Source organism: Hyphomicrobium sp. (assembly GCF_041659645.1).
In the GTDB taxonomy this organism is placed as follows: Bacteria; Pseudomonadota; Alphaproteobacteria; order Rhizobiales; family Hyphomicrobiaceae; genus Hyphomicrobium_B.
Genome location: NZ_JBAZXX010000002.1, coordinates 306,816 through 324,822, shown reverse-complemented (window position 1 = coordinate 324,822; position 18,007 = coordinate 306,816). Strand labels below are relative to the sequence as shown.

Below are 18,007 nucleotides of genomic sequence, written 5' to 3'. Positions count from 1 at the left end.
GAGATCGGTGCTGCAGCACCCATCTGTTGGCGCGATTGGGGGGCGCGGATTGAGTTCAGCGGGATCTCTCATCACGCGCACGATCCGTGTCGTTGTGCTCGCGGCGATTTCCGTCGGCCTGTTCTCGCTGGTATCGATCTACGGTTATGCGCTCCGCGATCCGCGTTATCTCGATGGCTGGGTTCTGGCTGGCGGCATGAGCTTGCAGCTCGGCTTTCACGTCGCCATAAAGACGAACAAGCTCTCGCCGAAATCGGTCGCGAGGTGGCGAAAATTCCATATTTTCGTTGGCTATCTACTGATCGCCGCCTTCCTATCGCACACGAATTTCTCTCTGCCGGACGCAGGATTCGAGTGGGCGCTATGGACGGGATTCGCGCTGGTGATGCTCAGCGGAATTTTCGGCACCTATCTCACTTGGTCGGCCAAGGCCAAGGGTATCGACGACCGCTTCAGCTCTGACCCCATTCCCTCCCGCGCTGCCGAACTGGCACGCGAGGTCCGCGAGGTCGTCGCCATGCCTGACCCGGCTTCCGTTGCGAGCGCATTGCCGGCGCCACCCCATGATGCCTGGATCGCCGATCTCTACGCCAACCATCTCAAAGACTATTTCGAAAGGCGTCGCAATTTCTTCTCGTGTCTGGTTGGCTCGCAAAACGCTCTTCAGCGGCTGACGGCCGAAATCGACAGCCTCTCACCCTATGTCGACGCACGGCGCCAGGAGAAGTTGGCGGCGATCCGGAATCTGGTGATTGAGAAGGACAGGCTCGATTTCGCGCGCGTCCACTCCGCCCTCAGCAGGGGCTGGCAGTTTGTGCATGTGCCCGTCACTTACGGACTGATCGTGCTATCGGTGTTGCACGTCCTTGTTGTCTACTCCTATTCGTCGGGGGGTTGGTGATGTGGCGATTTCTCTGGCCGCCACAGAGCGAAAATCCGCAGCCACCGAGTTTTCAGCGCGACCGTTTCGCGCTGTTGGTCGCGCTTCTTACGACCGTCTCCGCGGGCGCTGCCTTCTTTCTCTCCAAAGGTACGCAGTTTCTGATGCCCGGACCGCTCACGAGCGCTCATGCCGCAATCGGAAATTGCGCCCAATGCCACACCCAAAGCGGCACCGGAAAATTGAGCTGGGTCCACGGGCTCATCGCCGGCAATCCGCGCGCAGATAGCAATGCTTGCCTCACCTGCCACAAAATGCCGGCGACCGCCTTCTTCCCGCACGGCGCCTCGTTCAATGTTTTAGCGGAGAGCACCAGAAGGCTGAGCAAGGTCGCCGCGACGACGCATGAGCCGCTGTTGGTCCGGGCGCAAGACACAGCGTTTCCGGCTAAAGACGTCATAAAAAGCGGTCTTTATTGCGCGACGTGCCACCAAGAGCATCAGGGCATCAATTTCGATCTAAGCAAGATCTCCAACGAACAGTGCCGCTCATGTCATGTCGTGAAGTTCGATAGTTTCGACGGCGGCCACCCGCAATTCGAGAGCTACCCGTTCAGGCGTCGCACGCGGATCGTTTACGATCACGCAAGCCATTTCGACAAGCACTTCCCCGAGGTTGCGAGGAAGGACTTGGCAAAGCGCATTCCCGCGTCCTGCTCAACGTGTCACGACAGTCACGACGACAAGCGGGTTATGGCGGTAGTGCCGTTCGAGAAGACCTGCAGCGGTTGCCATCTCGACCAGATCACCGGTAAGGAGCGAGCGACCGGCCCGAAAGGCATCGCCTTTCTCGCGCTCCCCGGCCTTGATCTGCAAACTCTGAAGAAGAGAAACGCGGCAATCGGCGAATGGCCGGACGCTTCCGAAGCCGAGCTGACACCGTTCATGAAAGTGATGATCAGCCGTAACGACAAGGGCCGTGCTCTTATCAAGGCCGTGGACCGATTGAACCTCCAAGACTTGGCCAATGCAAACGACGATCAGATCGCAAGCGTGAAAGAACTCGCTTGGGAGATCAAGCGGATATTTTATGCAATGATTTCTGGAAAAGCTTCGGACGTCCTCGGTGATCTCAATATCGGCAGCAGCGGAAAGTTGAGCGCAACTCTCGTCGCCGATCTTACGGCCAGCATACCTCGCGATGTCGTCATCGGTGCCCAGCAACAGTGGTTGCCGAACCTTGCGAGGGAAATCACCGCTGGCCCGAACGCACCTGATCCGCAGCCGGCCGTGACTGATCGGGAACAAGGCAATTCGAGCGTTCCGATCACGGAGGAGCCTCCTGTTTCGGATGCGCTCAAACCATCCGCCGAGACCGGTCGGAAAGAGGCACCGAGCAAAGAAGCGAGCAAGACAAAATACGATCCGCCAGCGTGTCTCATGCGTGTTCTTGGCCAGTGTCTCATGTCCGCTGGACAAGAGAATAAGCCCGAAAGCGCTGAGGCCGAAGGAACCGCCGGAGATGCCGACGGCGCGAATGGGAAGACGAATGGCAACAAGGAAAAGCGCTCCGCCGGCAACTTGCCTGAACCGATGAGAGCAGGTCTGAACGGCGACGAACCGGCGGCAACGTCTCAAATGCCTAGAGAAAAGGTGGCGAACCAATCCGATGACCTGCTTCAGCCTACGGAGGAAGAACTTCGCGAAATGAAGTCTCGTGACAAGGGCGGCGCCAGCGCGTCCCAAACTCGCGGAGCAGCGGCGCAGCCAAACGTGATATCTCGACCTCAGGCGAAGACCGCGCCGTTGATCAGTATAGAAAGCAATGTCGATCCGGAAAGCTGGTCCGAATACGGCGGCTGGTACCGCCAGGATTACGCGATTTTCTATCGTCCTGCGGGCCACAAGGACAAATTCATCTACTCGTGGCTCTTTTTAACCGGTCCCCAAGCCCCGAAAGGTGATCGAAGCCCGGCGGCAGCTGTCTTCGATTTTCTGACGAGCAAGGACGCTCAGGGGGCGTGTACGAAATGCCATAGCGTTGATGACATACAAGGCAAGGGGCGGGTTGTTAATTTCTCGCAGCCATCGGCGGAGACGAAGCAAGGAAGCTTTACGACTTTCATCCACGAACCACACTTCGGTGTGATGGAAAATCGCGGTTGTCTAACCTGCCATAAGCTCGAAAAAGGCCGCCGTTATCTGAAGAGCTACGAACAGGGCGATCCGCATAATTTTGCCTCTAATTTCGGGGCAGTGAGCAAGGATCTATGCCAGACGTGCCACGCCACCAAGAAGGTGCGCCAAGACTGTCTGACGTGTCACAAGTATCATGTGAATGGCGTTATCATGCCGATCATAAATACGAAAATTCCGATGCCATAGCTTGACCGTGTCGCGATACGACTGTTCCGGCGCTCCTTCGAAAATATGCGCCGCAACTCGTCTGGCTTTGGCGCGCCCTGATGATTGCCCTCGCCACGTTGCATCTCGTAGCCCCAATTTGGGTCCCATTCTTCCGCCATAAGAAGAAAAGTTTGCGAGGATGGGACATGGCACAGCTGTATGCGACGGTCGCAGCAGGTACGGCCGCCACATTGCTGGCGACGGTGCTGCTCCTATTGCGCCTGAAATTGCACGGTCGCCGGCCGATAACGGCACTCACTCGCCAGTGGGTCGCGACGAGCACGCACACCTCGGGCATTGTATTGGCTCTGCTCATCGCAGCCGCGATTTCCTGCTTTGCGGGCATTCCTCGGAATGACGCGAGTCCTTCGGGGAACGAAGCAATACTGAGCATCGATGACCCGCCGTCGGGAAAAAATTCGGCGTCCGATTCCGATGGGTCGGATACGACGCAAGCGCTGGAGTCCCTTCGCGCATACGCGAACTCGGTCGATTCCAATCGGGATCCGATGGCGGCCAAGTCATCCGCTGCAAATTCGGCCGATTTGCCTGATGTTGAGACGATGATCGCAAAGCTTCTCGCACGCCTCGAAAAAGATCCCAATGACGTGAATGGCTGGAAAATGCTCGGGTGGTCGTACCTCAATACGCAGAGACCCGGCGAGGCGGCGAAGGCTTACGAAACCGCACTCAAGCTTGAACCCGGCAACACGGAAATCGCGAAGGCGCTTGATCAAGCAAAATCTGCGCAGGTCGCGACAGGTGAGCCTTCGCCGTCCGGTTCAATGTTGAATCCGACGCGCGATGACGCCCAACATGTAGAGGGTCTATCCGAGGCTCAGCGTAGCGATATGATCCATGGCATGGTCGACAAGCTAGCTGCCCGTCTCGAAACATCTCCCGCGGACGAGAATGGCTGGTTGCGTCTGATGAGTTCGCGCATGACTCTTGGCGAGAAGGATGCTGCAAAGGCAGCGCTGTCGAAAGCTCTCGCCGCGTTTGCGAGCGATGCCGATGCAAAGACCCGGCTGACGGCTGCGGCGCGAGAACTCGGCATCGAAAGCGACTAGTCACGAACCCTTCGACGGTCTTACCGACGTCGATGGCGTTGTGCCGACCAGCAACGGGACCCGTCGAGTGAGCCAGAAGCAGCAAGAACACCTCCACGCGATATGCCGATGCGGCAGGGTTAAATTGGAGGCAGTCGGCCGGCCGATTCTGACCGCCTCCTGCTATTGCGCGAGTTGCCAAGAAGCCGGACGTCGCTTCGAGCAATTCGCTTCGGCGTCGCCCATGCTCAATCCCGACGGTGGAACAAACTACGTCCTATATCGAAAGGATCGAGTGCGATGTGCCTCGGGGCAGGAGTATCTTGAAGAGCACCGGCTCAAGTCAGAATCTCCGACCCGGCGGGTCATTGCCACATGTTGCAATTCGGGAATGTTCCTCGACTTTACCAAGGGGCATTGGTTGGCGATGTATCGGAACCGCTTTCCGGCAGATGCTCCGCCCGTTGAAATGCGGGTTATGACGCAAGACCGACGAGGTGGCGTTACGCTTCCTGATGACTTACCGAATTATGATGGTCACTCCGGCAAGTTCATGTTGAAGCTTATCGCCGCTTGGATCGCGATGGGTTTCCGCCGGCCAGAAATCACCTTGGGAAAGACGGTCGGCAAGTCCCACTGACCACGTGCAGTGGATGCAACTTCACGCTGATACGATGATGTATTGAGTCTTGAACGGCCACGCTAACCACTCGTGCTAGCGACGAAAACGATCGCCAATTCGGTCGATAAGCAGTCCCATGACGAGCAAGTTGATGATCCCGATAACCGTCCAGATGAGGAAGTGCTGGTAACCGCGAAAGCGGCACACGCCGGTTTTCTCGAATGTCGAGCACCAAAAGGTCTCGGCGAAAAGCGTCATTGCTTCTGTTAGATACTTCCAGCCAATGACCGCAAGCGCGATTAACATCGCTCCGAGCGCGACCAGTGCGGCCTGTCGAGTTACGCTCATATCGGTCTCCCGATTCGTCTGGCCTCGGATTGCAAACAAGGCGTTCGTATTTCTCATGGCGGGCCAATTTCAAGACGGCTGCTTTCGCCACAACGTCTCTCTTTCAGGAAATTCACCAAGTAAGCGATAACGCAACATCGCCGGGCATTCCGCCAGGGAAGCTTATGATCTCCGCTCGCAGCTTGTATCCAAGTGGACGAAGTTCCTTCTCGTAAAAATCAAAGGCGTCCTTGGCGAAGCCGGTGAGCGTGCTCGGCCATTCTGCATCGGCGATATTAATACGTCTGCCACCATCGCTGCAGAAGGTCGAAGGGAATGTAATGACCTGGAGATGATGCTGGCCGTTTTGAGCTGCGATGCGAACTGCGTTGTTGATGCGGTCGATCGCTTCCGGCGCGACCTTCCGGGACATGAAGGTTTCGCGCAACTCTTGTTCCTGCTGTTTCTTCTTCTGCTTGAGGCTTCGCTCGCGGTCGAGTTCCTCCATCTCCGCATCGGAGGCGATCATTTTCAGATCTTCGGGGCGCAATAGTCCTGGCATCGCATTTCTCCTTCCATCTTCCAGTCAACGGAGATCGGGCTTATTCAGTAATGTTTCGAGCTTCTGACCGTCCGCTCAGACCTACGCCTGCCTGCTTGAATGCACAGGCTTAGGGAACTTGCGGTCGTTGGCTTCCAACTCCAATTCGAACTTCAGCACATGCGGCGCAGTCTTGGCTGCGTGGCCGTGATACATCGAGCTTCTGCGATCGAGCACATCAAGAAAGAGCGCACCGCGCCGCCCGGCGTCTCGCAACAAGCAGCATGCGTACAATCGTCGGCAGGATATGCCGCCTTCGATGAAAATCAAGATCGGAAACGTTTTAGGTCGAGTGGGGTTCGGTCGAATATTCAGGGCTAAAAATCTTCGATACGCGATGCTGAACGTCATGCGGCGTTAACTTCGAGTTGGCAAAAAGCCATGAAGCGGCTCAGTCATTGAACCTTGTCGGGATCAGATTTGTGCTCTGCGATATCGCCTAGGCGCGAAGGTAAACGCCGTCGTCATTCACGATTCCATAGCGGCAAATCTGTTGCGATGAAGCGTAAACAGGAGCAGCTTTGAAGTATCGCGATCAAGGTCTCCATATGGTGCCTTTGCATGACCGTTGGTCCCACCGCTTCGTCTGCACCTGCACAAAGCCAGATCTTGCGTCCGCAAAGGACGATTGATCAGACCGGGCTGACGCGTTGGTTGCCGGGTCTCCATACGCTTCGTCATTACCAGCCGGGTTGGCTGCAACATGATGTCGTTGCCGGCCTCGTGCTCGCGACAATGCTGGTTCCGGTCGGGATCGCTTACGCCGTCGCATCCGGATTGCCCGGCATCTACGGGCTCTATGCGACGATCATTCCGCTGTTGGCGTATGCCGTTTTCGGCCCGAGCCGTATCCTCGTTCTCGGCCCGGATTCGTCGTTGGCCGCTGTGATACTCGCGGTCGTGCTGCCGCTATCGGGCGGAGACCCGATGCGGGCCGTGGCGCTCGCCGGAGCAATGGCACTCGTCTCGGGCACCGTCTGCATTGGCGCGGGATTGGCGCGGTTGGGATTCGTTACGGAGCTGCTGTCGAAGCCCATACGTTACGGCTACATGAACGGCATTGCCTTGACGGTTCTGCTGAGCCAAGTGCCAAAGCTGCTCGGCTTTTCGATTGAAAGCCACGGTCCCCTGCGTGACCTGTGGTCGATTACGAACGGCGTCGTCAATGGACGCGTGAACTGGACAGCATTCCTCGTCGGGATCGGCGCACTGGCTGTGATCTTCCTCTTGAAACGCAGCAAAGTGGTGCCTGGGATATTGATCGCCGTTGTCGGCGCTACGGTGGTTGTCGGAGCTTTCGGATTGGCGAAGAGCGCTGGAGTGGCGGTTTTGGGACCGTTGCCTCAGGGGCTGCCCTCTTTTCAAATCCCGTGGATTAGCGCGACAGATTTCACCGCCGTTATATCGGGCGGTCTTGCCGTTGCTTTGATCTCGTTTGCCGATACGAGCGTGCTCTCGCGTGCTTACGCGGCACGAACACGAACATATGTCGATCCCAACCAAGAGCTCGTCGGGCTTGGGACAGCCAATCTCGCGGCAGGCGTTTTTCAAGGCTTTCCGGTCAGCAGCAGCTCTTCGCGCACACCGGTCGCCGAGGCGGCCGGCGCCAATACGCAGATGACGGGAATTGTCGGCGCGGTTGCGGTCGCCCTGTTAATCATTGCGGCCCCCAACCTGCTTCAGAATTTGCCGACAAGCGCGCTCGCGGCCGTCGTCATTTCTTCCGCCATTGGACTCATCGAGGTTCAAGACCTGATCCGCATCTATCGAATGCAGCAATGGGAATTCTGGCTTTCGATGCTGTGCTTCGCTGGAGTCGCTGTTCTTGGAGCGGTTCCGGGGATCGCGCTCGCCGTGATCGCCGCCGTCATCGTATTTCTGTGGGATGCGTGGCGGCCGCACTATGCCATTCTCGGTCGAGTGGCAGGGGTCAAAGGCTACCATGATATCAGTCGCTACCCCGATGCGCGTCTCATTCCCGGACTTGTGCTTTTCCGTTGGGACGCGCCCCTCTTCTTCGCGAACGCGGAACTCTTTCAAGAGCGCGTCATTGCCGCGGCGGAAAATTCTCCGACACCCGTACGATGGATCGTGGTCGCGGCGGAGCCGGTGACGAGCGTAGATGTCACAGCGGCCGACGTCCTGGCCGAGCTCGATAGCACTCTGCGGGAAGCGGGCATCGAGCTTTCTTTCACCGAGCTGAAAGATCCAGTCAAAGACAAGCTGAAGCGCTTCGGACTGTTCAAGCAGATCGGCGAACAATCCTTCTTTCCGACCATAGGTGCAGCCGTGAGCGCCTATCTCGAGGCCCATCCGGTCGACTGGATCGATTGGGAAGACAAGCTTCCGTGAGAAACGCGAGCATCGGGAACAGGCTATGTGGAATTGGCTCTTAGGCTTCGTCCCCATCGTGATTGGACTCGAATATCTTGCGCCGGCCCATCACGCGTTGATCTTCGCAACCGCTGCAATCGCCATTCTTCCGTTGGCGGCTTGGCTCGGGCGAGCGACCGAGCAGTTGGCGGACCGTTCCGGCGAAGGCATCGGCGGTCTTCTCAATGCGACCTTCGGCAACGCAGCGGAGCTTATCATCGCGCTCGCGGCCTTGCGCGCGGGGCTCCATGACGTGGTGAAGGCCACGATTGTCGGGTCTATCGTTGGGAATATTCTTTTGGTCCTTGGCGCGTCCATGCTGGCCGGCGGCATGCACTATCACGAACAACGCTTCAATCCGGCAGGCGCCCGCGCGCAAGCCACCATGCTCACCCTCGCCACCATCGCACTTATCATTCCGGCGGCCTACGGCGCGCTCGTCGGCGAGCAGTACGCGGGAGGCGAAAGCACGCTCAGCATCTCAATTTCGGTCGTACTTTTGGCGCTCTACGGCATGTTTCTTCTTTTTTCCCTAAGGACACATCCGTCCTTTTTCCTTGCCTCTGCCGCTTCGGACGAGGGTGACCAGGACCAAACGTGGTCCGTCACCCGAGCGCTCGTGGTACTCGCAGCGTGCACCGCAGCTATCGCGTGGATAAGCGAAATCCTTGTTGGCTCCATTGAGCCTACGGCGCGCTCTCTCGGCCTGAGCGACATCTTTGTGGGCGTGTTTGTCGTCGCCATTCTCGGAAACGCCGCCGAGCATTCGACCGCAATCACCGCCGCCATCAAAAACAGAATGGACTTGAGTCTATCGATCGCCATGGGATCGAGCGTCCAGGTCGCCCTTTTCGTTGCGCCATTGCTCGTTCTCGCAAGCCTGTTGTTGGGCCCGCGCCCGATGGATCTTTTATTTGGAAAGGGTCTGGTTCTGACCGTGTTTCTAGCTGTCGTCATCATGGGGCAGGTGGCCGGCGACGGCCGGTCGGATTGGTTGAAGGGTGTTCAACTACTGGCCGTTTACCTCATCCTCGGTCTCGCCTTTTTCCTGACGCCGCAAGTCTAGTTCAACGTCTGCGTGGACACAAAACTGTCCGCCGCTGTCGCAATGCAATACTGAATTTGACGGCGGCAGGGCGTGTAAGATCTATCTAAAGCGGAGCTTATCGGCGAAGATCGAATGAATTTTTTAGAATTGGCGATGGCGGGGCGCTCCAATTGACCGAGGCGGCAAATGGAAGACAACAAAAGTGCGAGCGCTATCCCGCAGGATGAAGCGGATTCCGACGATCGAACAGCTAAGCTCAAGCGAAAGGATTACGAGCGCAAGCTGAAAAAGCTCCACATCGAGCTCGTCAAGCTGCAGGAATGGGTTCGCCACGAAGGCAAGAAGATCTGCGTCGTATTCGAGGGCCGGGACGGCGCCGGCAAGGGCGGAACGATTAAGGCCATAACGGCAAGAGTCAGTCCACGTGTCTTTCGCGTCGTCGCGCTCCCTGCGCCGACCGAACGCGAGAAGTCGCAAATGTACATTCAGCGATATCTTCCTCACCTGCCAGCAGGGGGTGAAATCGTTATCTTCGATCGCAGCTGGTACAATCGCGCGGGCGTCGAGCGTGTCATGGATTTCTGCTCGGAGAAGCAGGTCGATCGCTTTTTAAGGATCGTTCCCGCAGTTGAAAAAGCCATCATCGATTCCGGCGTGATCTTGATCAAGTATTGGCTTGAGGTTAGCCCCGATGAGCAAACGCGCCGACTTGAGGCGCGCATCGATGATGGCCGAAAAATCTGGAAGCTTTCGAATATGGATTTGAAATCTTACACCCGATGGGACGACTATACGCGCGCCCGCGACGACATGTTTGCGGCGACTGATACAGCCTGGGCGCCCTGGTATATCGCGCGATCGGACGACAAACGGCGAGCACGCCTCAACATCATTGAGCATCTTCTCGGCCAAATACCTTACACGGAGGTGAAACACGAGAAGGTCAAGCTCCCGAAGAGGCATATCAGCGAACCTAAAAAGGGTTCCGCCTATCCGTTCAAATTCATTCCTGAAACATAATAGATGAGAGACAGCCTCAGGGGGCGGCTCGATACGCACGTTTCAAGCGCCGCCCTGACGATCATTGCTTTTGGCGTTGTCATTGCCGGCTTGGTTTATGGCCGGCCTTTTCTGCTTCCGCTCGCTCTGGCAATATTCCTCTGGAACCTCATGGAAGCGATGGTTCAGGGCTTTTCGAGTGTCGAGATCGCGCACAACCGCGCGCCACGATGGCTTGCGACCCTGCTCGGAGTCCTGACGGTCGGATTGGGCTTCTACCTGATTTTCACGGTGCTGCTCGGCCAGGTCGATGCCATAAACGCCGCCTTGCCGCATTACCTCACCCGGTTCCAATCGATCGTCGCCGACCTCACCGAATGGCTTGGACCAGAAAGGTCGACCAAAATCAGGGATGCGTTTGGAGGCATCAACGTCGCCGCATGGCTCCCCAGCGTGATCTCGTCGACGCAGTCGATCGTCGTGACGGCCCTTCTGATCATTGCCTACATCGCATTTCTTTTCGTCGAACAGGGGCAAGTCGGTTCAAAAATCGCCGGCATATTTCCGGACAAGGACAAAGCCGAAGAGACGAGCAGGCTGCTCAAGGAGATTTCGGGCAGCGTCCGGCGTTACATCTGGTTCAAGACCATTGTAAGCGTGCTCACGGGCGTAGCCTGCTACGCGGTTATGCGCCTCGAGGGCATCGACTTCGCGGAAAGTTGGGCGCTTCTCATCTTCGTGCTGAATTACATACCCAATATCGGTTCGATTGTCGGCGTTGCGTTCCCCTGCCTTTTGGCGTTGGTGCAATTTGAAACGCTCACCCCCTTTTTCGTGTTGATTACCACCCTCACGTCAATCCAGGTCGTAATCGGAAGCGTTCTGGAACCCATGCTGATGGGCCAGGGCCTGAATATGAGTCCCTTTGCAATCATCCTGTCATTGGCGTTCTGGGGCATGATTTGGGGGATCGCCGGAATGTTTCTGAGCGTCCCAATCCTCGTCATTATTATCGTCGTCTGCGCCCACGTCCCAAAATGGCGGTGGGTGGCTGTTTTGCTATCGAAGGATGGGAAGGTCACAGTGTGAGAATTCATCCGTTGACCGCACAACGTCTTCGCGCTCGAACACGCGGCGCAAAAAATTTTAGCGCGTTTGGGAGTGACCGAAGACATTTGCACGCCTAGTATGCTCTCCGATGCAACGCCCAGAAATCATAAATAATAGCGATTGAAGAATTGTCCTGATCGCAGAAAATATTGGGAGACCGTAATGCGTCCTATCAAGTTGGCGGTCGTAGCAGTTTGCATCGCAGCACTCCCGGCGCGCGCCGATGACGCCCCAAAAGATGCTCCCAAAATCGCTGTCGGCGTGGTTACTGCTGAGCGCAAGCCGGTCTCGGGTGCACTTGATTTTGTCGGGCGGGTCGAAGCAATCGACCGCGTCGAGATCAGAGCCCGCGTAACGGGTTATCTTGAAGCCGTCGAATTCAAGGAAGGTGAGCTGATCACGTCAGGCTCTCCGCTCTATCGCATCGAAGATGGGCTTTTCAAAGCTGCGGTCAGTGAGGCGGAAGGTGCGCTGGATCGCAGCAACGCCGCCAAGATTTTGACCGCAGTTCAGCTCGACCGCGCCAAGGATTTGCTGGCCCGCGACGTCGGCACGGTCGTCGCACGGGACCAGGCACTCGCGGCGGACGAACAAGCCAAAGGAACAATTTTAGTCGACCAGGCCAATCTTGATACGGCCAAGATCAACCTTGGCTACACACAAATTCTCGCACCCGTCACTGGGAAGATCGGTCGAACAAACGTCACAAAAGGAAATGTGGTCAAGCCGGAAACCGGGCCGTTGACAGTCATTGTGAGCCAGGACCCAATGTACGTGACGTTTCCCGTCAGCCAACGCGAATTTCTGCGCATCCAACAAAATGGCAAGTCGCTCGACCTTTCTCAGCTGAAAGCGACCTTACGCTTTGCCGATGGGCGGACCTACGATCATCAGGGCGCCATCAATTTTGTCGACGTTACCGTAAACCGGTCCACCGACACCGTCTTGGTGCGCGCGACATTCCCCAATCCCGACAGCGCATTGCTCGATGGGCAGTTCGTGCGGGTGGCCGTCGAATCAAGCACCCCGACAGAGAAGGTCGTCATTCCGCAGGCGGCGCTTATCGCAGATCAGCAGGGCGTCTATGTCTTTGTCGTCGAGGACGGCAAGGCCGCAATTCGCAGGGTGAAGCCGGGAGGACAGCTCGGAAGCAGTACCGTGATCGAAGACGGCCTCTCGGGCGGCGAGCAGGTGATCGTCGAGGGTCTGCAGGGAGTGAAGCCCGGAGCGCCGGTGATCGCATCGCCGTTGCCGCAAGCGCTGAACCGGAGCTGATCGATGATCTCCGCCATCTTCGTAGACCGGCCTCGGCTTGCGATTGTCATCGCCCTCATCACCACGATCGCAGGCGCCTTGGCCCTCTACGTTATTCCGCTCGCCCAATATCCCGACATCGTCCCACCCCAGGTGCAGATCACGACCAGCTATCCCGGAGCTAACTCTTCCGTTGTGGAGAACACCGTCGCGCAGCCCATTGAGGCGCAGGTCGTCGGCGTCGACAAGATGATCTACATGAAGAGCGTCAGCGGCGACGACGGCAGCTACACGCTCATTTGCTCATTCGAACTTGGCACCAATCCGGACATCAATACCGTCAACGTCAACAATAGGGTTCAGGTCGCCCTTTCGAGCTTGCCGCCGGAGGTACAGCGGCAGGGCGTCTCGGTAAAAAAGAAATCTTCGGCACTCCTCGGAGTCATTGCGCTCTATTCTCCTAAGCACACGCTCGACCCGCTCTTTCTTTCCAACTACGCGACAATCAACCTTCTCGACCAGATAAAAAGCACGCCGGGCGTAGGTGACGCGAGCCTGTGGGGCCCGCAGGATTATGCCATGCGTGCCTGGGTGCGGACGGATCGGCTCACCGGTCTGAACCTCACGACGGGCGACATCATCAACGCGATCCAGTCGCAAAACGTACAGGCTGCAGTCGGCCGCATAGGCGCGCGGCCTATTTCGGATGAACAGCAACTCCAGCTCAACATTCAAACGACGGGGCGCCTCAATAGCGTCGCCGATTTCGAGAAGATCGTGCTGCGGACGAACCCGGACGGATCGGTGCTCCGCCTCGGCGACGTGGCGCGCCTCGAACTTGGCGCGGCCAATCTCGATCGCGAGACGGCTTTCAATGGCGGTCCCGCGGCCGTCATCGCTATCTACCAGGCCCCCGGCGCCAATGCGATCGCGACATTGAAAGACGTCCGCGCAAAGCTCGTAGCGGCGGAAAAGAGATTTCCGGAAGACCTGGCGTGGAAAGTCACCTACGACCCGACGGAGTTCGTGACCGACACGATCCACGAAGTGCAGAAAACGCTCATCGAAGCGTTCATCCTCGTCGTCATCGTCGTATATCTATTCCTCGGCAGCGTCCGTGCCACGCTGATACCGACGTTCGCCGTGCCGGTAAGTTTGATCGGCACCTTTATCGTTCTTCTCGCGATTGGATACTCCGCGAATACGGTGTCGCTGCTCGCCATCGTTCTCGCCATCGGCATCGTCGTCGACGATGCCATCGTCGTGGTCGAGAACGTCGAGCGCGTGATGGAGGAGAATCCGAAATTATCGCCTGCGGATGCCACCAAACAAGCGATGCAAGAAATTACCGCGCCAATCATCGCAATCACGCTTGTGCTTCTATCCGTTTTCGTTCCCGTCGCTTTCATTCCCGGTATTTCCGGCGAGTTATTCAGACAGTTCGCCGTAACGATCGCCGTGTCGATGTTCCTTTCCGCGATCAATGCACTAACGCTCTCGCCGGCTTTGTGTGCCATTCTCCTGAAACCCCATCACGGCCCACGTCGAGGATTGATCGGCATGGTGATGAGGGGGATTGATCATGTGCGGGACAGCTATGGAGCGGCCGTCGCGCGCACGCTCCACTTCTCGATTATCGGCCTTATCCTTGTCGCTGTTTCCGTTGCCGGCATTATCGGACTGGCAAAGGTCACGCCGACAGGTTTCCTTCCCGAGGATGACCAGGGCGCGCTCTTCGTGATCGCGCAGTTGCCGGGCGGCGCATCGGTCGTTCGTACCGAGAATGTCGTGCGCCAAGCGGAAGCGATCCTGAAGGACGAACCTGCCGTCGAGGATGTCACATCCGTCATCGGCCTCAACTTCATCGATAACTATTCCCAACCGAACGGCGCCTTCCTGGTCGTGACGCTGAAGCCCTTCGCCGAACGGAAAGACCGTTCGCAGGGAGCAAACGCCCTGATCGCGCGACTCGGACCAAAGTTCCGCGAAATCGCCGGCGGGACGGTCGTGCCGTTGGCACCTCCGCCCATAATCGGCTTAGGATCCGGCGGCGGTTTCGCCTATGTCCTGAAAGACCTTCGTGGCGGCGATCCGAAAGCGTTGGGGCAGGTGATGCGCGGCCTCGTCGTTGCCGCGAATGAAGATCCGAAGCTACAGCGGGTGTTCAGCACCTATTCCGCGAGCAACCCCTCGCTCTACCTCGATATCGACAGGGACAAAGTGCAGGTCCTCGGCGTGAAGCTGAGCGATGTCTTCCAAGCGCTGCAGGCTTCGCTCGGCGGCTATTTCGTCAACAACATGAATCTCTTCGGCCGGACGTGGCAGGTTCAGGTCCAGGCGGATGCAGCAGATCGCGCGCGGGTGGATGACATTTACCGGATCAACGTGCGCAACGACAAAGGTGAGATGATCTCACTGCGAAGCCTCGTCGAAGTACGCCCCGTTATCGGCCCATCGGCAATCATTCGTTACAACAATCTCCGCGCAGTGACCGTTCAGGGAAGTCCTGCTCCGGGCATTTCCTCAGGCCAGGCCCTCAATGCCATGGACGGCGTGGCAGCTCGCACGCTGCCCGACGGCTATGCCGGCGAATGGACCGATACCGCATTCCAGGAGAAACGCGCCGAGGGCAAAACGACAATTATATTGGGATTTGCACTGTTGTTCGCGTATCTCTTCCTCGTGGCGCTCTACGAGAGCTGGACCATTCCTGTTCCCGTCTTGCTGTCGGTCAGCATCGCCGTGTGCGGAGCCTTCGCCGCCATCGTGATCGGCGGCCTGACACTCGACCTTTATGGGCAGATCGGCATGGTCGTGCTCATAGGTCTTGCCGCTAAGAACGGTATCCTGATCGTTGAATTCGCCAAGGAGAAGCGCGAAAGCGGCGTCGAACTACACGAAGCGGCGACCGAAGGCAGCCGCTTGCGCTTCCGGCCAGTGATGATGACATCGTTCGCCTTTATCCTCGGTCTGCTTCCGCTCGTTATTGCCATTGGTGCGTCCGAGCTTGCCCGTCGCAATGTCGGAACCCCGGTATTCGGCGGCATGATTTTCGCGTCGTTCATCGGCATATTCGCGATCCCGCCCCTGTACGTGACTTTCCAAGCGCTTCGCGAGCGCTTGAGACCGTCCGTCCGGCCTCACGCGGAGAAGACGACGCCCAATCAGAGTGCCGTAACGTCTGAGGGATGACCAGCGTCCGTCAGCGAGTCGCGAAGCCGAGACCGCCGATGATCACCCAGCCGAGGGCCAGACGCTAATCAGCGCCCGCACCGTGGGCGCCCTTTACCGACGGGGATGCAACGTATCCTCTGTGTGCTGGCTGCAACGAGCCTGGAAGCCTCGCGTCCGGTTGAGGCGTCGAGAAGAACACCCATGCCGTCCTGCATCACATCGTAGAGCGAGACGGGGGTGTCGCGGTGGCTGATCCCCTCATCGCCGATGAGCAGTCCGACCTCGTCCAACTTCGACCCGAGATCTTAACGGGTGGAGAGGCCGCTCGTCATCTCGCCGATAGAGGCGCTACGCCGAAGGCAGCGAAACCCTCAAGGCTCGGGCGCGGGCGATACGTGACGAGCTGGCGCAAGTCCTGGCGCTGGCGCTATCCGAATGCGCGGGGAGAGAATCTGGAGATCCCGACGCCCAACTGGCGGCTGGTCAGCTCTTGGCGACCTGGACCGTGGCCTTTATCCAAGCTCACGGGACTTTTCGGCAGACGCGAGATGCAGAAGACGCGAAAGCCGCCTTTCTCACGATTGTCGATAAGGGGACCATCGGCCTGAAAGCCGCCATGGCAGGCACGCCTTTCGCTTGAGCAATCGGCTCTTGTTACAAATCTGTACGGTTGGCGCCGCAAATAAATTCCCTTTCCCCGGCTTTCGTTGACGTCGAGAAATTGGCCTTGGAATCTACGATGCCCACAAGAAGGCTCGCCTTGGCGCTTCGCAATTTCGCGACCATTGCGAATTTCGATTGCTCTCGGAATTTGCGCTTCCCCGTGGCAACCGACTGAGAAGCAGCCGAAAGATGCCAGAATTCAATTCGTGGCTGCCGTGGGCACTGATGTCGGCGGCATTCGCGGCTCTGACCGCCATCCTGGCCAAGATTGGCGTGCAAGGCATCGATTCCACCGCGGCGACCTTCATCCGCACGATCGTTATCGTCGTCATTCTGGGCTGCATCGTTGCCGCGAGTAAGGTGATGCCTCCGCTCGGCAGCATTTCCCCACGTACGTATATTTTCCTCGGGCTTTCGGCGCTCGCGACCGGCGCCTCCTGGCTCTGCTATTTCCGCGCCCTACAGCTTGGCGACGCCGCGCGTGTCGCGCCGATCGACAAATTCAGCGTCATTCTTGTCGCCATCTTCGGCGTGACGGTTCTTGGCGAGCGTCTCTCGGGCATCAATTGGCTCGGCGTCGCGTTGACCGCCGTCGGACTCGTACTGGTGGCGCTTGGGTAGTTTCGACAGTCTCATTGGTAGGCAGCCTGATCGCAGGCGGAGGCCAACTTGGTTCGTGCAGATCGGTACATTCGAGGAGGAATGATGAGCTTGCCCAGCACGGACCAGACGCAAGGAATGGTCTCCAAAGTCGCGCAAGTCACGCTCGCATTCTGGATCATGAAAATCCTCGCGACCACACTCGGCGAGACGGCCGGCGACTTCCTCTCGATGTCCCTTAATCTCGGCTACTACGTCGGTCTCGGGATCACCTTCGCGATCCTTGTGGCCGTTCTCTTCATACAAATCGAAAGCAAAACGTACCGTCCGCTGGTTTTCTGGCTGTCTGTCATTGCGACGACAACAGTCGGCACGGAAATATCGGATTTCATGGATCGCTCGCTCGGCCTGGGCTACCTCGCCGGTTGTATCATTCTCGCGTCAGGCTTGGTTTTGACATTGGCCGTTTGGCATACCCGCGAAGGCACGCTCAGAGTCTATCCCATCGTCCGGCGCGACCTTGAAATCATGTTCTGGACCGCGGTCCTGTTCTCGAACAGCCTCGGCACCGCATTCGGCGACTATCTCGTCGATGACGTCGGCCTGAGCTTTATCCAGGGAGCGTTCGTAACTGCCGGCATCATCGGCATAGTGGCTTCGCTCCACTATTTAACGCGTATCAACGACGTCGTCCTATTCTGGATCGCGTTCATCTTCACACGCCCGTTCGGCGCAACGTTCGGAGACTTTCTGACGAAGCCCGTCGATGCGGGAGGACTGAACCTTCCACGCGGGCACGCGTCGCTCGTAACGATGGCTCTTCTGCTCGCCGTTCTTTACGCTTCCGTCCGCCGGATCGGGCAAAGGCGGTAAAACGCGGCTAACGGATCGCAACTCTCGCA

The 18,007-nt window shown here is 57.8% G+C and carries 15 protein-coding genes and 1 pseudogene; 13 read left to right on the top strand and 3 right to left on the bottom strand.

Annotated elements, in window-relative coordinates; genetic code table 11:
• Positions 1-49 precede the first annotated feature (49 nt).
• From WC811_RS06605 to WC811_RS06590, 4 genes are all read left to right on the top strand, one after another.
• A complete protein-coding gene (locus WC811_RS06605) occupies positions 50-901 on the top strand; it encodes a hypothetical protein (protein WP_372642258.1) in 852 nt (283 codons plus the stop codon).
• The gene (locus WC811_RS06600; RefSeq protein ID WP_372642256.1) at positions 901-3,264 is read left to right on the top strand and encodes a hypothetical protein; all 2,364 of its coding nucleotides are present in this window, start codon (positions 901-903) and stop codon (positions 3,262-3,264) included. Before WC811_RS06605 ends, WC811_RS06600 begins: the two co-directional genes overlap by 1 nt.
• A 167-nt stretch (positions 3,265-3,431) precedes the next feature.
• Positions 3,432-4,355 carry a tetratricopeptide repeat protein gene (locus WC811_RS06595; protein ID WP_372642254.1) on the top strand — a complete coding sequence of 308 codons (924 nt, stop codon included), beginning with the start codon at positions 3,432-3,434 and terminating at the stop codon, positions 4,353-4,355.
• A gap of 223 nt (positions 4,356-4,578) precedes the next feature.
• A complete protein-coding gene (locus WC811_RS06590; RefSeq protein WP_372642252.1) occupies positions 4,579-4,974 on the top strand; it encodes a hypothetical protein in 396 nt (131 codons plus the stop codon).
• Positions 4,975-5,049: 75 nt separating this feature from the next.
• On the opposite strand, the gene WC811_RS06585 is transcribed toward WC811_RS06590, so the two are convergent.
• The 3 genes from WC811_RS06585 to WC811_RS06575 all read right to left on the bottom strand — a co-directional run bounded on the left by WC811_RS06585 (position 5,050) and on the right by WC811_RS06575 (position 6,235).
• Positions 5,050-5,304 carry a hypothetical protein gene (locus WC811_RS06585; protein ID WP_372642250.1) on the bottom strand — a complete coding sequence of 85 codons (255 nt, stop codon included), beginning with the start codon at positions 5,302-5,304 and terminating at the stop codon, positions 5,050-5,052.
• A gap of 112 nt (positions 5,305-5,416) precedes the next feature.
• On the bottom strand, positions 5,417-5,812 hold the full coding sequence (locus tag WC811_RS06580; RefSeq protein ID WP_372642248.1) for a hypothetical protein: 396 nt from the start codon (positions 5,810-5,812) through the stop codon (positions 5,417-5,419).
• 114 nt (positions 5,813-5,926) lie between these two features.
• A complete protein-coding gene (locus WC811_RS06575) occupies positions 5,927-6,235 on the bottom strand; it encodes a hypothetical protein (protein WP_372642246.1) in 309 nt (102 codons plus the stop codon).
• Positions 6,236-6,445: 210 nt separating this feature from the next.
• Here WC811_RS06575 and WC811_RS06570 point away from each other — a divergent pair, with 210 nt between their 5' ends.
• The 9 genes and pseudogenes from WC811_RS06570 (at position 6,446) to WC811_RS06530 (ending at position 17,978) form a co-directional block, all read left to right on the top strand.
• Entirely contained in the window at positions 6,446-8,236 is a 1,791-nt protein-coding gene (locus WC811_RS06570; protein WP_372642244.1) for a SulP family inorganic anion transporter, read from the top strand.
• 25 nt (positions 8,237-8,261) lie between these two features.
• Positions 8,262-9,323, top strand: coding sequence for a calcium/proton exchanger (gene cax, locus WC811_RS06565; protein ID WP_372642242.1), 1,062 nt, complete (start codon positions 8,262-8,264; stop codon positions 9,321-9,323).
• Positions 9,324-9,491: 168 nt separating this feature from the next.
• Positions 9,492-10,325, top strand: coding sequence for a polyphosphate kinase 2 (gene ppk2, locus WC811_RS06560; RefSeq protein ID WP_372642240.1), 834 nt, complete (start codon positions 9,492-9,494; stop codon positions 10,323-10,325).
• A gap of 3 nt (positions 10,326-10,328) precedes the next feature.
• On the top strand, positions 10,329-11,393 hold the full coding sequence (locus tag WC811_RS06555; protein ID WP_372642238.1) for an AI-2E family transporter: 1,065 nt from the start codon (positions 10,329-10,331) through the stop codon (positions 11,391-11,393).
• A 183-nt stretch (positions 11,394-11,576) separates the two neighbouring features.
• The gene (locus tag WC811_RS06550; protein ID WP_372642236.1) at positions 11,577-12,689 is read left to right on the top strand and encodes an efflux RND transporter periplasmic adaptor subunit; all 1,113 of its coding nucleotides are present in this window, start codon (positions 11,577-11,579) and stop codon (positions 12,687-12,689) included.
• A 3-nt stretch (positions 12,690-12,692) separates the two neighbouring features.
• Positions 12,693-15,860 carry an efflux RND transporter permease subunit gene (locus WC811_RS06545; protein ID WP_372642234.1) on the top strand — a complete coding sequence of 1,056 codons (3,168 nt, stop codon included), beginning with the start codon at positions 12,693-12,695 and terminating at the stop codon, positions 15,858-15,860.
• A gap of 337 nt (positions 15,861-16,197) precedes the next feature.
• Positions 16,198-16,482, top strand: a pseudogene (locus WC811_RS06540) (TetR family transcriptional regulator); the annotation flags it as partial.
• Positions 16,483-16,694: 212 nt separating this feature from the next.
• Positions 16,695-17,126, top strand: coding sequence for an EamA family transporter (locus tag WC811_RS06535; RefSeq protein WP_372642232.1), 432 nt, complete (start codon positions 16,695-16,697; stop codon positions 17,124-17,126).
• Between the two features lie 84 nt (positions 17,127-17,210).
• Complete coding sequence (locus WC811_RS06530) at positions 17,211-17,978, top strand: hypothetical protein (protein ID WP_372642230.1); 768 nt, start codon at positions 17,211-17,213, stop codon at positions 17,976-17,978.
• The last annotated feature ends 29 nt before the right edge of the window (positions 17,979-18,007 follow it).

Coding starts and splice junctions, on each gene's coding strand:
- WC811_RS06600 (WP_372642256.1), top strand. CDS start 901: ATGTGGCGATTTCTCTGGCCGCCACAGAGCGAAAATCCGCAGCCACCG.
- WC811_RS06595 (WP_372642254.1), top strand. CDS start 3,432: ATGGCACAGCTGTATGCGACGGTCGCAGCAGGTACGGCCGCCACATTG.
- WC811_RS06590 (WP_372642252.1), top strand. CDS start 4,579: ATGCTCAATCCCGACGGTGGAACAAACTACGTCCTATATCGAAAGGAT.
- WC811_RS06585 (WP_372642250.1), bottom strand. CDS start 5,304: ATGAGCGTAACTCGACAGGCCGCACTGGTCGCGCTCGGAGCGATGTTA.
- WC811_RS06580 (WP_372642248.1), bottom strand. CDS start 5,812: ATGATCGCCTCCGATGCGGAGATGGAGGAACTCGACCGCGAGCGAAGC.
- WC811_RS06575 (WP_372642246.1), bottom strand. CDS start 6,235: ATGACGTTCAGCATCGCGTATCGAAGATTTTTAGCCCTGAATATTCGA.
- WC811_RS06570 (WP_372642244.1), top strand. CDS start 6,446: ATGACCGTTGGTCCCACCGCTTCGTCTGCACCTGCACAAAGCCAGATC.
- cax (WP_372642242.1), top strand. CDS start 8,262: ATGTGGAATTGGCTCTTAGGCTTCGTCCCCATCGTGATTGGACTCGAA.
- ppk2 (WP_372642240.1), top strand. CDS start 9,492: ATGGAAGACAACAAAAGTGCGAGCGCTATCCCGCAGGATGAAGCGGAT.
- WC811_RS06555 (WP_372642238.1), top strand. CDS start 10,329: ATGAGAGACAGCCTCAGGGGGCGGCTCGATACGCACGTTTCAAGCGCC.
- WC811_RS06550 (WP_372642236.1), top strand. CDS start 11,577: ATGCGTCCTATCAAGTTGGCGGTCGTAGCAGTTTGCATCGCAGCACTC.
- WC811_RS06545 (WP_372642234.1), top strand. CDS start 12,693: ATGATCTCCGCCATCTTCGTAGACCGGCCTCGGCTTGCGATTGTCATC.
- WC811_RS06535 (WP_372642232.1), top strand. CDS start 16,695: ATGCCAGAATTCAATTCGTGGCTGCCGTGGGCACTGATGTCGGCGGCA.
- WC811_RS06530 (WP_372642230.1), top strand. CDS start 17,211: ATGAGCTTGCCCAGCACGGACCAGACGCAAGGAATGGTCTCCAAAGTC.